Here is a 14,726-nt window from a genome sequence, read left to right on the forward strand (position 1 = left end):
TATTATATTATTAGACTTATTTACTTATTTTATTAGGATTATCAGGATGTTCTTCCTGATATTTCTGAGCTTTTCCGATTTCTCTCTTAAGCCACTTTTCAAAAGGAACCTTTTCATTATCATAGTCCAGTGCAAAAATTTCCTGGCCCTCTGCTGAGACTAAAAATTTGAAATCAAATGTTAATCCCACATCTATTTTCCTGTAATCATATGTATTTACCTGATAAAAAGGAAAGTTTTCTTTTGGTCTTTCAACGATTTCAAAAAAAAGTTTTTTTTCCTCTTTGGATAATTTATTATACCAGTTGACATAATAGATTTCCGAAAGTTTTGTATTTTGTTTTTCGAAAAATTGAAGAATACCTTTCTCCTTTTCATTATATTTGAATGGATTTGCATAAAATTTCCCATTAACTTCTACGGAGTTCGTTTGTGCCGCAACAGGTTGGATCACTTCTCCTTTAAAATTCATCACTCCCCATGTTCCTCCTACCATTGCTTTGTGCTCATCATTGGTTTTTTCCCAATCACATCCATCACAATAGGCAGCATATCCGTAATTAAATGGTGAAACAAAATCATGTTTGGCTTCAATTACCGTTGTACCGTTTCTGTCTACAAAACCTACCTTCCCATTTTTAACAAACCGTCTTACTCCTTCAGAAAAATAGTCAGCACCATTATCGTACAGGAAAGGTCTGTAAAGGAAATTCCCTTTTTTATCATAGACATATCCCCAGGCGTTTTTTTCTTTTATCTCATCCTTTTTAGACCCGTCGAAATAAATGGTTTCTTCTTTTACAGGATCGCCGTCTTTTAGAAATGAAAAGACTTTGAACTGCGCAGGAACAATAATTTTCCCGGTATGATCTTTTACCCCTACCAAAGAATCTTTTGATTTAAAGTAGGTTAAAACATCTTTTCCCTGTGAAAAGGAAAGAGTGGGTATCAAAAGGAAAAATAGTATTCTGTTCATACCTGCAATGAAATAAAAAATGCAGCCGAAAAGACTGCATATGGTATTATACTTTAAGATCAGCCTCCAGTCCAATCATGTCTTTGTTTTGCTCCAGTATCGGCTGAACTTCATTTTTAATGAATTCCTCCGTTTGAATAGGTGCAAAGCCAATGAAATTTTTAGGATCCAGAACTTCTTTTAATTTTGATTTATCGAGCTTTAAAGAATCATCATTCAGAATCCTTTCAATCAGATCGTTTTCTTTTCCTTCTTCTTTCACTTTTTTAGAAGCTTCCATAGAGTGAACCCTGATGACCTCGTGGATTTCCTGACGGTCCCCTCCCGCTTTTACTTCTTCCATGATAATATATTCTGTTGCCATGAAAGGAAGTTCTTCCATTATGTGCTTATTGATCCTGTTTGGATAAACTACAATTCCGTTCATAATGTTATTCCAGATCAACAAGATTGCATCCACAGCTAAAAACGCCTGAGGAATTGTTAATCTCTTGTTGGCCGAATCATCCAATGTTCTTTCAAACCATTGTGTTGAAGCTACCATGGCAGAACTTGTTGTCAGAGACATTACATATTTTGCCAATGCCCCGATTCTTTCGCTTCTCATCGGATTACGTTTGTAAGCCATAGCTGATGAACCGATCTGGTTTTTCTCGAATGGCTCTTCAATTTCCTTAAGGTTCTGAAGTAAACGTAAATCGTTTGTGAATTTATGTGCAGATTGTGCAATATTTCCTAATAAAGCTACCACTTTCGCATCAATTTTTCTATCGTAAGTCTGTCCGGAAACTCCGAAAACCTTATCGAAACCAAATCTTTTTGAAAGTTCTTTATCTAAATGTTTTACTTTAGAATAATCTCCGTTGAAAAGTTCAAGGAAACTTGCAGCAGTTCCTGTAGTTCCTTTTACTCCTCTGAAACGAAGTGTTTCAAGGAAGAAATCTAATTCTTCAATATCAAGAACCAAACTCTGCAACCACAGAGTAGCTCTTTTTCCAACTGTTGTCAACTGAGCCGGCTGGAAGTGAGTGAACCCTAAAGTCGGAAGGTCTTTGTACTGAATTGCAAAATCTGCCAGGTTTTTCATTACATTAACCAACTTTTTCTTTAAGATTAAAAGTCCGTCACGAATCTGAATTAAGTCTGTATTGTCTCCTACAAAAGCTGAAGTTGCTCCCAGGTGGATAATTCCTTTTGCTGAAGGTGCTACATCACCATATGCGTGAACGTGAGCCATTACATCATGACGGAATTTTTTTTCGTACTCTGCTGCTTTGTCATAATCGATGTTTTCAGCATTAGCTTTTAAGTCAGCGATCTGCTCGTCTGTAATTTCAAGTCCAAGGTCTTTTTCGATTTCAGCAAGAGCTATCCAAAGCTTTCTCCAATTCTGGAATTTGTTATTATGCGAGAAGTTAAATAACATTTCTTCACTGGAGTAGCGTTCTTCCAATGGATTTTTGTAGGAATTCATTCTTTCTTATTACTTTTAGATGCACAAAAATACGGATTTTCAGTGAGAGAGAAAAATTGTTGCGGAGGTTTTAGATTTTGATTAAATACTATGGGTAATTTTAAAGAACACTAATTATTTCTATTGATTATTTTCAAAAATAAATCAGAGTGATCATTGAAAATTTCAAGGCAATGCTAGCCCCGATTGCAGAGGAAATCCTTTTTTGAAAAAAAAGATTGAAACGAAAAGCGGGAAAAAGCTCCAAATAAAAACCAATACGTAACTTTTTTCTCATAATGGTAAGCATTTCTGGCATCAAAATAAAAGGCCACTCTTTCGAATGGCCTTCCTGATTTATTGGTAAATAACAACATCATCTTTCTTGATCTGATAACCTTTTTTCTTATAAGGAACCAGGACATAGCTTTCTTTTATATGTTTTCCACTTTTCCAGATGTTTCCTTTCCCTTCTCTCTCCAGAATAATACTTTTGGCATTCCCATCCGGAATAAAAATTTCCGCCTGTTTCATATTTTTGCTAAAAATAACGGCGGTCATTGTGGTATAGCTTTTATCCGAGCCGACTTCTTTTAATTTGATTTTTTGTTCGAAAACCCGTACACAATCATTTTTAATCTGTGAGTAAGTGTAACCCGCAGAGCCTTTACAGCCATGGACATCTCTGTCCCCTCCTAAAACCGGAGCTTTTTGTTGTGCAAAAGTGAAAGAACCCAGGAACATTGCGCTAAGTAAAATTGTTTTTTTCATATTTAATTTTTTAATGTTTTCAGATTGGTAAAAAGTATGCCAAAAATAGGGTATTAGTTAATTTAATTCTAAGATACAAAAAAAGCCATTCAAAATGAATGGCTTAAAATTATTTGCTCCAATTAATTTTAGAGTGTTTTACATCCTCTGAATTGGTTCCGATCATAATATCAAACTCTCCCGGTTCCCAGTCAAATTTTAAATCTCCATTGTAGAATTTTAAGCTTTCCGGTGTTATATCAAAAGTAATTTTTTTAGATTCTCCTTTTTTAAGGAAAACCTTCTTGAATCCTTTTAATTCTTTTACTGGTCTTGTAATGCTTCCTACCATATCGCGGATGTACAATTGTACGACTTCTGCTCCGTCATAATTCCCTGAGTTGGTTATCGTAACAGAGGCCTGAACCGTTTGGTTTCCTTTCGGATTAGGATCAGATACTGTAATATCAGAGTAGTTGAATTGGGTATAGCTCAAACCAAAACCGAACGGATAAAGAGGCGTATTACACTCATCCATATAATTGGAACGGAATCTCTGATACTCACATTTATCAACAAGATCCTGACTTAACGGACGTCCTGTATTTTTAGCATTATAATAAATAGGCACCTGTCCAAGACTTCTTGGGAATGTCATAGGTAATTTACCGGAAGGATTCACTTTTCCAAATAATACATCAGAAATAGCATTTCCTGCTTCAGAACCAGAAAACCAGACGTTCAGAATGGCATCAGGAACATCTTTTACATTCGTAAGAGCTAATGGCCTACCCGTGAAAAGCACCATTGCAATAGGTTTTCCTGTTTTCTTCAACTCGTTTAATAGATCAACCTGAGACTGTGGAATGGTGATTTCCGTTCTCGAAGAAGATTCACCACTCATTTCTGCCGATTCCCCGATGGCTAAAACAATGACATCCGCTTTATTGGCAACATCCACAGCTTCTTTTAAAAGCACCTCTTTTGAGCGGTTATCTCTATCTGTTTTCTTTCCATGAGCTGCATAGATCTCTTCTAATTTAGCGCTGTAATCAATGTTAGCTCCTTTTGCTGAAATAAATTTTACTTCTTTTCCAAAATTGTCCTGAAGACCTTTCATCAAAGCAACAGATTGATCATGCTTTGCTGCGACACTCCAGGTTCCTGCCATATTCAAAGAATTGTTTACCAAGGGACCAATGACTGCTACGGTCCCCGTTTTTTTCAATGGAAGAACCTGATTATCATTTTTCATTAAAACCATTGATTGAGCAGCGGCATTTCGGGCAATCGTACGATTTTCGAGGTTATAAACCTCTTTTGCTGCTAATTTAGCATTGCCATAACGATAGGGATCATCAAACAATCCTAAATCATATTTGGCTTCAAGAATCCTTTTAGCTGCCATATCAATTTCAGCCTGCGTAACTTTTCCTTCTGACAAGGATTTTTTAAGGGTTGTCAAAAAACCTTCTCCCACCATATCCATATCAACCCCGGCCTTTAAAGCTAAAGCCGAAACCTGCTGAAGGTCTCCCATTCCATGATCTACCATTTCATTAATTCCGGTATAATCCGTTACCACAAAGCCTTTGAAATTCCATTTATTTCTCAAAACCTCTGTCTGAAGCCATCTGTTTCCGGTTGCAGGAACTCCGTCCACTTCATTAAATGATGCCATTACTGATGCAACTCCGGCATCCATAGCAGCTTTGTAAGGAGGGAAATATTCATTGAACATTCTCACATGACTCATATCTACGGTATTATAGTCTCTCCCTGATTCACCGGCTCCATATAATGCGAAATGTTTTACACACGCTAAAATGGTATTGCCCACAGAAAGGTCTTTCCCCTGATAGCCATATACCATATTTTTGGCTATTTCACTGCCTAAAAAAGGATCTTCTCCCGAACCTTCAGAGACTCTCCCCCATCTTGGTTCACGAGAAATATCCACCATTGGGGAAAATGTCCAGTTAATTCCATCAGAAGATGCTTCTCTTGCGGCAACTCTCGCAGATTGCTGAATAATGTTCATATCCCATGAAGCTGCCAAGCCCAAAGGAATAGGAAAAGTTGTTTCATAACCATGAATAACATCCATCCCAAAGATCAACGGAATCTTCAATCGACTCTTTTCTACCGCAACTTTCTGAACTGCTTTTATTTTGTCCGCTCCTTTTATATTGAATAGTCCACCGACCAAACCTTGTTCTACTTTTTTACCTATGTCGGAACTTTGAGCCAATCCTGTGGTAAAATCTCCCGAACTTGGTAAATTCAACTGTCCTATTTTTTCATCTAAGGTCATTTTTGACAAAAGCTGATCTACAAAGGCCTTTTTCTTTGCTTGATACTGGGCCGTCTGATAGGATTGAACAGGTCTTGTAACCATTTCCTGAGCCGAAAACAATGGCGAAAGTGCTAACGCAGCTATTAAAACTAACTTTTTACTCATTTTATCTTCATTTTTTAATAGTAATTGTGAACATCAGATTCTTAATCCGGATTCTTACTTTTCGTTATTATTTATCTTACTTCTTCTTGGACAACATCCATTCGTATAATCCGGGGTCTGAATAAGCTGAGTCCCAGGAGTTATGATTATCATTCGGGAATATGATTAATTCCGCACCAGGGTTTACCGGATGTAACTTCTGGTATAATCTGAACGCATTTTCAGGCAAAACAATGTCATCCATTCCACCGTGAAAAATTTTCATATTCAGATCTTTATATCGATTGACATTTGCTGTCATAATCTGATCTGTAGGAGCACATACCGGGACTACAGCAGCAAACATTTCAGGATGCTCCATTGCCAGTTTTAAGGTTCCCCAACCTCCCAGTGAAAGCCCCGTAAGGTAAATCCTGGAAGCATCGATTTTATATTTTTTCTGGATTTCTTTAATCAGGTTATAAACGGTAATCGTATCCCACCAGCTATCTGCAGGACACTGAGGAGCTAAAATAGCGACAGGTTCCTTGATCAGATTTTTATAGGTAAAGGGACTATGGGCTTTTACCATTTCAAGGTCAGTTCCCCTTTCTCCCGATCCATGGAGAAAAACAATTAACGGGAGATTTCCTTTTACTTTTTGGGGATAGTCCAAAATATAAGATATCTTTTCTGTTCTTTTGATTTCCTTGTTGAGTTCTGCCTTGATCTCCTGACCATTGATCTGTAAAGAAAAAAGCGGAAGCAGAAACAAAGCATGTCTAAGTTTTAATTTCATATTGTTAGTGAGATTTTGACTTATTATAAATGGGAACAAAGTCCATTTTTTATCTTTTATTTGATTCCATATTTTTCAGATTTGAAACTTAATTTTTTCAAACCCTGTTGAATTTCAGGAGCATTCATAAACAGCTTCCATAAAAATCCTGTCCTGTAGTTTTCAATCATCGGAGCAATTGTTCCCTGGTCGATGGCAAGATACCGTGGGGTAAACCAATTGTTATAATGGATAGATGTCGCGTCATAAGGTCCTGCTGAACCCACAAATTCAGGTTTTTTAATATAAATAAATTTTAAAAAGTCCATTGATTCTTTCGGTGAATAAGGAAAACTGCTTAAAGCTGCAGTTGGAGAAATAACCCCATGGTCATTCTGAGGAAAATGAGCGTTATATCCGGTAGTTCCATCGTCATTTCTGGAATAGCTTGCTGTAAGCCCCCAATAATCCGGACCATATCCTTTCCATTGTTTTGGGTTTTCCAGACAATATTTATAATCAATAAGGACCTGGTTTTTATTTAAATCAAAATAATTTTTAATCAGTTTATCTGAAAGGCCGGTGGGATCTAACCCGATATATGAATAATGTGCCCAGAATAAAGGTCCGCCATAACCCTCAGCAGAGTTATGCTTCACATACATCGGAAGACCGTATTTCGTTTTATCTGAAAGAAAAGTTCCGTTTCTGGTCCATCCTTTATAATAAGTTTCTGCATCAATTGAATAGGTTGGAGAAGATGCCGCCAGAATATAAGTAATCATACATTCATTATATCCTTCCAATGGAAAATTCATTTCCCACTGATATTCCGGAGACCAATGCCAATACAAAACCTTCTCTCCGCCTTTGGTATACCAGTTCCATTGAATTCCTTTCCATAGTTCGTCACATTTCTTTGCCAGAGCTTTTTCTTCATCATTTCCATTTTTAAAATATTCACGGACCATTAAAATTCCAGAAGTTAAAAATGCGGTTTCCACCAAATCTCCTCCATTATCTTTTTTTCCAAAAGGAACTGTTTTGCCCGTTTCTCCATTGATCCAGTGAGACCATGCTCCTTTATGGCGATCTGCTTTAGCAAGAAAATCCATCATATGCGTCAATCTTTTCACCGCTTCTTTCCTGGGAACAAAACCTCTTTCCACTCCGACCAATATTGTAGCTAAGCCAAATCCTGATCCACCTGTAGTTATTACATGTTTATCATTATGTGGATAAATATCATCTTCATGGTAACGCTCTCTTCCCAACATAGAATTCGGTTCTGCATAATCCCAGAAATATTTCAAGGCATCCCGTTGAACCTTGTCCATCAGCTGTTCATCACTCATAGTACTTTTTACAGCTTCTTTTTTTACTATTTCCTGTTTTCCCATCTGGACATTTTTACAGGAAAATAATGAAGCCACTGCCAGAATAGAAATGATTCCTAACTTCATAAAATATACGTTTGCATAGAGTTAATTAAAAAAATAGCCAAAGCTAAACTTTGGCTATTTTTATGTGATTATAGATTAATAACCTGGATTTTGAATGAAAGCACCATGGCTTTGGTCCATCGCATCCAAAGGAATAGGAAACACCTCGTTTTTCCCTGCCTTAAATCCATATGGCGCCAGAACTGTTGCTGCCTGTCCCGTTCTTACTAGATCAACAAAACGGTCACCTTCTAATGCCAGTTCCACTCTTCTCTCATGCCAGATTGCCGTTCTTAAAGCTGCTTGATTTGACGCTGTAGTTCCAGCTAAACCAGCTCTTGTTCTTACTTTATTCAGATTTATAGTAGCAGCTGATATATTTCCTAATTCGTTGGCTGCTTCTGCATTGATTAATAAAATTTCCGCAAATCTTAATATTCTGATATTCTGAATAGAACCGTAGTCACAAGCATTATTATTCAATGCTTTCGGAACATATACTTTTTGATTAAATGTTGTTACAGATAAGGGATCTCCCATAGCAATCAAATCACCTTCAGGAGTAGTTTCCCCATTCCTAAGTATGGTAAGTTCTTTTCTAATGTCACCAGCTTCAAACGCATTTTCAAGCGCATTAGAAGGAGTAAAAAAACCCCATCCAAACTGATTTCGAACACCTTGAACCTGGGCATATTGACTTCCTCCATATTGAGATGAACACTGACAGTTCACTTCAAATACAGATTCACTACCAAATTCACCCGCAGGCCTGAACAAATGATTAAAGTCTGGATCTAGATTATATCCCATAGCAATTACCTGATTAGAGGTTTCATATGCCTTCTGCCAGTCTTTTTTATAAAGGTAAACTTTTGAAAGTAATCCTAAAGCTGCTCCTTTTGTTACTCTTCCAAGATCTGAGGAAGGATACGTTTGCGGAAGTACCTCAGCAGCCGCAGTGAGATCAGAAATGATAAAATTATAAACCTCCTCTACAGAATTTCTTGGCTTTTCATATACAGTTTCTACTTTGTCATAAATAGGAACTCCACCATAAATTCTTACTAAATTAAAATAGAAATAGGCTCTTAGCATCTTTGCTTCTGCAATCAGGCGATTCTTTAAGGTTGTATCCATTTGAATTGCCGGGACATGAGTAATTACCTGATTTGTTCTATTCACTGCCTGCCATTGTCCTATCCAGTAACCTCTTACTCCTTCATCACTTACAGTATAGGTAAAATTATCATATACATTAATAAAAGCAGAATCTCCTGGATTGGAACCTTTCACTACGTCATCAGCCGGCACTCCAAAAACGAATTGATAGGGAAAAGCAGAGTTCTCCCAACTTCTTAGGAAACTATAAATAGCACTGGTTGCCTGCATTGCATCATCTTGTGTCTTAAAAAAAGAAGATGCTTCTGTCTGCCCTTCTTGTTTTATATCTAAATAATCGTCTTTACAACTTACTACAAGTGAAAATAAAGCGACCGTTAAAAATATCTTTTTCATAATGGTTTCTTATTAAAATGTTAGGTTCATACCGATAGTATAAATTGCTGAAATCGGATAGATATTATTATCTATACCCATTTGTACTTTATCGGTGTTCAAAATCTCAGGAGAAAATCCATGGTATTTGAAACTTGTCCAAGGGTTTTGTGCACTTACATATAGTCTTAATTTAGTTATAGACATTGAATTCGTAAATGCTTTTGGTAAATTATACCCAACCTGGATATTTCTAATTCTAATGTAGCTTCCATCTTCTACATAAAAACTGTTAGGTAAAATAATAGACTGATCATTTGTAGCCATAGGATATTCAGTAGATGTCCCAGCACCATGCCATCTGTTATTATAAAAATCTAGGTCCCAGCTTTCATTTCCAAAGCGTTGTTCCCTATTAAAATTGTATATTTTATTACCAAACACTCCCTGGAAATCAATGGCAAAATCAAAATCATAAACATTTAAGTTTATACCGAAACCATAGGTTCCTTTCGGGATAGGGCTTCCCAGAAAAGTTTTATCTCTTGCATCAATTACGCCATTTCCATCGATATCTTTAAATTTAAATCCACCGGCTTTAGCACCATTTTGAGTAGCCCATGCATCCGCTTCCGCTTGAGTCTGGAAAATTCCTTCTACCTGATAACCATAATACGAACCAACAGGTTGTCCTTCTTGTAATCGTATGATTGCATTACCATACAAATTAGCCCCTGTCTGTAAATATGATCCATTAGCAACAGAAGTAATTTTATTTTTCAATGTGGTAATATTACCATATACTCCCAACTTTATATTGTCATTAATCTTTGTATCATAGTTTACAGATGCTTCAAATCCCTTGTTATTAAAAGAATAAGCATTGGTAATATAATTATTCCAATTTCCAGCACCTGATACAGTTCCCTGAACAATACCATAAACGACATCTTTGGTATCTTTATCAAAATAGGTAGCATCAATTTTCAATTTATTATTGAACAATGCCATTTCTAATCCCAGGTCCCTACCAGTTGTCGTTTCCCAACCAATATTCGGGTCTATAATCTGATCTATGGTCTGTGCCGGAGAGCCTGTATTACCATAGTAAGCCCCTCCATTAATAATAGTCGTGTTTAGGGTATAAGCTCTTTGTACATCTGGGTTTCCCAGTTTCCCCCAACTTGCTCTTAATTTTAAAAGATTAAAAACATTTTGTTCACTCATAAAATTTTCCTTGGAAATTACCCATCCAGCACTTACAGCTGGAAATACACGGTATCTGTCATTACTGGAATATTTGGAAGTTCCATCCCTACGGATCGAGGCATTTACCAAATATTTTCCTCCATAATCATAATTAAGTCGTCCAAAAAACGATTCTATTCTGTCCTGATATGGAACAACAGTACGTTTTTCATCAAAAGTAGTTCTAACGATATCAGTTCCGTTGGCAATATCTAGTGAAGCGTTTGTTCCGTTATAATTTATATTCAGAGCATCAGCATATTCCTGAGCATAAGAGTTTCTTGTTCTTGAAAAACCAGCAAGTACTTCTACATTATGTTTTCCAAGGCTTTTTTTCCAGCTTAATGTGTTATCCCACACATAGTTTCTAGTTCTGGAATCTCTTGTTATGAGTTTCGTTGGTTTAGGATCAGGAGCATATGTAAATGATGGTGTAAATTCATATTTATTCGAATTAATATTATCAGAGGTATAACTGATTCTTAAAGTAAAATCTTTTAAAAATTTATATTCCCCCCAGATATTATTCAATAACCTTTCTTCTCTAGTTTGAGATCTGAACAAGTCAAGTTTAGCTCGGGGATTTGAAATATTGACAAGTGAAAAATACTGATATCCTCCTGTACCAGGATTAATCGGGGCATACACAGGTGGCGCTGAATAAGCATCCTGCAAAGGATTCTGTGCCTGATCGGTACGCATTTTAGAAAATGTAAAATTATTTCCGATCGTTATATTATCCGTAATCTTGTATATAAGGTTAACTTTTGAATTAAATCTATTAAAGCCACTTCCAGAATTAATACCTTGTCCGGCAGCCAGATTTCCTTCGTCCTGTAAATATCCTGCACTTAAATAATAATTTAATTTTCCAGCATTTCCTGAAGCGGATATATCATTAGAATTGATAATGCTTGGTCTGAAAATTTCCTTAAACCAATCCGTGTCCGCGGGATAGCTAGACCTGTTTAGAAACTTTGTAGGATCAGTTACCCCTTCATTACGTAACTTTTCGTTAAATAATTCGATGTATTGGTCAGAATTTACCATTTTAGGAATGTTCGTGACAGTTTTGATTCCCAAATAAGAATTAAAGTTAAAGACAGGCTTTTTGCCTCTTCCACTTTTTGTTTTAATTATAACTGCTCCATTTGATGCTCTTGCTCCGTAGATTGCTAAACTAGAGGGATCTTTCAATACACTCATGGATTCAATATCCTGTGGGCTCAAAAATGAAATATCATCAGTAATCATTCCATCAACAATAAAAACTGTTTTACCGGTGAGAGAGCTAATTCCCCGGATGTCTACCCTGGGAGATCCTCCTGGTGTTCCAGAATTTAAAATCTGAACCCCAGCTAATTTTCCCTGAATAGAGCTTATAGGATTAGCGTTCGGTTTATCTGCAAGATCTTTTGCTGTCACTAGACCTATACTTCCAGTAATATTTTCTTTCTTCTGGGAGCCATATCCAATCATCACCACCTCTTCGATCTTATGCTCTTTCGGAACAGTATCTTTCGGTGTCACCTGCGCATTGACATTCATACCAAAGTATAAAACAGCAATGAGCGATGAATACTTTAAATCACTTTGCTTCATATAGTTCAATTTTATTTCGTACAATCAAATTTCTTAGCAGATTTTTAAACTGCAAAGCTGTCTTTAATTAAATAAATATTGTATTTCTCAAAAAAAGACATTAATCCAAAATTATAAAAATATATGAAACATTGTTAATATATCGTAATAATTCTAAAATTAACATGATACATCACACATCATGTGTGAAAAGTCAATTTTTTAACGTATTATCACTAAAAATAAATTTAATTTAACATTTAATTTACAATGAATATTAAAGGGTTTTTCTAGAATAACTCCCCAAATCACTAACATTAAATTAATATTTTGTTAAACAGATTTTCCTGTTTACCTTTGGCCCGGTATTTGAAAAATTCAACCATTAATAAAAATCAATGAAAAAATATATTCTGGCAATAGCATTAGTTGCAGGAACTGCTACTGTAATCACAACTTCTGTACAATCCTGCACAAGTCTTGCGACGACTGATCTGGGATTATCCATCATTAAAAAGTTTTTATTGAACGGAATCGATAAAGGAATGAATATTTATGGCAATAAAGATGCATTTCTACAAAATAATCTGGTGGATAAAGCGTTACCAAAAGAATTAAGAGATATCAATTCGATGCTGGAAAAAATTTCCCCTTCACTAGTTGCTAAGGAAAGGGAATATGTTGCAGAAGCAGCTTCGTACACTGTAAATATTTCGAAACCAATCCTTCAGAATGCAGTTAACAGTTTGAATGCGCAGGATGTAACGAGAATCATTCAGGGAGAAAAAGGTACAGCTACTTTAATTCTGAAGGAAAAAACTTCGGATCAGCTTGTAGCTGCTATTACTCCAAAGGTTGATGAACAGCTTAACCGGTATGGTATCGTAAAAACGATTAATACAGCGTTGGCAGGAAGTAATTTCCTGGGTAACCTACTGGGTGGAAACAGCAATACTGTAAATTCGGGAGGATTAAGTAAGCTGGCCTCTGAACAATTGGTTAACGGACTGTTTAATATCATTGAAGATTACGAAATAAAGAACTCCAAAGCCCTGTTAGGCCCACTTGGAAAATAGAAAAAATTTCGTTAAATTTATATATAAATTAAATTGTTAGATGGATATCATTCAAGGAAATCAACACGCGAATCCTGAAGAATTTTATAATTCTTTAAAGGAAAAACTGGAAGGTCACCACGACTTTCCGGAAGATTATTTATTTAAATTTATAATTCCTACAGATCAGGCAAAACTTACAGAAATATATAAGGTTTTTGACGGCATTAAATTTACGCTTGGAAACAGAGAAAGTAAAAATGGAAAATATACAGCCTGCAATATCAATGCTTTTGTCTTAGACGCTGATCAGGTCGTAAATATTTATAAAGAAGTTGGAAAAATAGAAGGAGTGATCCTTTTATAAAAAATAAAAAAGTCAGCCGAAAGCTGACTTTTCTTATTATTTCATTCTGGTTTATTTCTCAATAAAATATTTTACATTTTCTATAGGCCTTCCCAGCATAGCGACTGAGCCTTTTATTAAGATTGGCCTTTGAATTAAAGAAGGATTTTTAGACAATATTTCCAACCATTCCTCTTCTGAGTAATTCTTCCCTGCAAATTTTTCAAGATATAATTTTTCCGTCTTTCTGATCAGATGAAAAACACTCTGGTTGAGTTTTTTTAAAACTGTTTTTAACTCTAAAATACTTAATGGGTCCTCCACAATATTGATGATCTCAAACGGCACTCCATTCTCATCAAGATACTCTAAAACAGCATTTGATTTTGAACAACTTCCATTATGTAAAACCTTAACTAACATATTTAATAATATAAAGAATTAAACTTGTATGTAACAAATTTAGATAAAAACCAAGTTACATCAATCCTAAAAGATCCTAAAGTATTGTTAATTAAAACAATCCATTAAGTTCAGCTTCAATTTTTTCCAGAATAAACCCAAAATCTTCAGGTTTTTCAACGAAATCAAGATCATCTACCTCAATGACCAACAATCTACCTTCGGTATAATTGGAAATCCATTTTTCGTATTTCTGATTTAATTTTGAAAGATATTCAATACTGATCGAGGCTTCATATTCTCTTCCTCTTTTATAGATCTTTTTAACCAGATTGGGTACATCAGATTTTAAATAGATCAACAAATCGGGGGCTGAAACAAAAGATTTCATTAAATTAAAAACATCCTGATAATTTTTAAAATCCCTGTCCGAAAGCAAGTGCATATCATTTAAATTTTCTGCAAAAATATGGGCGTCCTCATAAATGGTACGATCCTGAATGATATTCTTTCCACTTTCTCTTATTTCTTTTACCTGGCGGAACCTGCTTCCTAAAAAGTAAATCTGCAAAGCAAAGCTCCATTTGCTCATATCTGCATAAAAGTCTTCCAGATAAGGATTATGGTCTACGTCTTCAAATTGTGCATCCCATCCATAATGCTTGGAGAGCATCGTCGTTAATGTCGTTTTTCCAGCTCCGATATTTCCTGTAACTGCAATGTGCATATTCTATTTTCCCTTATTTATTGATGTCTATGAA

At 35.6% G+C, this 14,726-nt stretch carries 12 protein-coding genes; 2 read left to right on the forward strand and 10 right to left on the reverse strand.

Annotated elements, in window-relative coordinates; translation table 11 throughout:
* Positions 1-16: 16 nt before the first annotated feature.
* The 8 genes from ACNFU2_RS06180 to ACNFU2_RS06215 form a co-directional block, all read right to left on the reverse strand.
* On the reverse strand, positions 17-976 hold the full coding sequence (locus ACNFU2_RS06180) for a WG repeat-containing protein (RefSeq protein ID WP_418124168.1): 960 nt from the start codon (positions 974-976) through the stop codon (positions 17-19).
* Positions 977-1,022: 46 nt separating this feature from the next.
* Complete coding sequence (gene purB, locus ACNFU2_RS06185; protein ID WP_418124170.1) at positions 1,023-2,450, reverse strand: adenylosuccinate lyase; 1,428 nt, start codon at positions 2,448-2,450, stop codon at positions 1,023-1,025.
* 336 nt (positions 2,451-2,786) lie between these two features.
* Complete coding sequence (locus ACNFU2_RS06190; RefSeq protein WP_172278943.1) at positions 2,787-3,200, reverse strand: hypothetical protein; 414 nt, start codon at positions 3,198-3,200, stop codon at positions 2,787-2,789.
* A gap of 109 nt (positions 3,201-3,309) precedes the next feature.
* Positions 3,310-5,640, reverse strand: a complete 2,331-nt coding sequence (gene bglX, locus ACNFU2_RS06195) for a beta-glucosidase BglX (RefSeq protein WP_418124171.1) — start codon at positions 5,638-5,640, stop codon at positions 3,310-3,312.
* 76 nt (positions 5,641-5,716) lie between these two features.
* Positions 5,717-6,418: a prolyl oligopeptidase family serine peptidase gene (locus tag ACNFU2_RS06200; protein WP_273648359.1), complete on the reverse strand. Its 702-nt coding sequence runs from the start codon at positions 6,416-6,418 to the stop codon at positions 5,717-5,719.
* Between the two features lie 56 nt (positions 6,419-6,474).
* Positions 6,475-7,860 carry a glucoamylase family protein gene (locus ACNFU2_RS06205; protein ID WP_418124174.1) on the reverse strand — a complete coding sequence of 462 codons (1,386 nt, stop codon included), beginning with the start codon at positions 7,858-7,860 and terminating at the stop codon, positions 6,475-6,477.
* 75 nt (positions 7,861-7,935) lie between these two features.
* Positions 7,936-9,354, reverse strand: coding sequence for a RagB/SusD family nutrient uptake outer membrane protein (locus ACNFU2_RS06210; protein WP_273648361.1), 1,419 nt, complete (start codon positions 9,352-9,354; stop codon positions 7,936-7,938).
* Between the two features lie 12 nt (positions 9,355-9,366).
* A complete protein-coding gene (locus ACNFU2_RS06215) occupies positions 9,367-12,183 on the reverse strand; it encodes a SusC/RagA family TonB-linked outer membrane protein (RefSeq protein ID WP_273648362.1) in 2,817 nt (938 codons plus the stop codon).
* A 377-nt stretch (positions 12,184-12,560) separates the two neighbouring features.
* Here ACNFU2_RS06215 and ACNFU2_RS06220 point away from each other — a divergent pair, with 377 nt between their 5' ends.
* Both ACNFU2_RS06220 and ACNFU2_RS06225 read left to right on the forward strand, forming a co-directional pair.
* Positions 12,561-13,238 (forward strand): DUF4197 family protein, encoded by a 678-nt coding sequence (locus tag ACNFU2_RS06220; protein ID WP_273648363.1) that lies wholly within the window; start codon positions 12,561-12,563, stop codon positions 13,236-13,238.
* A gap of 40 nt (positions 13,239-13,278) precedes the next feature.
* A complete protein-coding gene (locus tag ACNFU2_RS06225) occupies positions 13,279-13,584 on the forward strand; it encodes a DUF493 family protein (RefSeq protein ID WP_172278957.1) in 306 nt (101 codons plus the stop codon).
* A 51-nt stretch (positions 13,585-13,635) separates the two neighbouring features.
* Here ACNFU2_RS06225 and ACNFU2_RS06230 read toward each other — a convergent pair whose 3' ends face one another.
* Together ACNFU2_RS06230 and ACNFU2_RS06235 are read right to left on the reverse strand one after the other, a co-directional pair.
* Entirely contained in the window at positions 13,636-13,986 is a 351-nt protein-coding gene (locus tag ACNFU2_RS06230; RefSeq protein WP_273648364.1) for an ArsC/Spx/MgsR family protein, read from the reverse strand.
* A 91-nt stretch (positions 13,987-14,077) separates the two neighbouring features.
* Positions 14,078-14,692, reverse strand: a complete 615-nt coding sequence (locus ACNFU2_RS06235; RefSeq protein ID WP_172278961.1) for a deoxynucleoside kinase — start codon at positions 14,690-14,692, stop codon at positions 14,078-14,080.
* Positions 14,693-14,726 lie beyond the last annotated feature (34 nt).

This window comes from Chryseobacterium sp. PTM-20240506, assembly GCF_048296755.1.
GTDB classification, from domain to species: Bacteria; Bacteroidota; Bacteroidia; order Flavobacteriales; family Weeksellaceae; genus Chryseobacterium; species Chryseobacterium proteolyticum.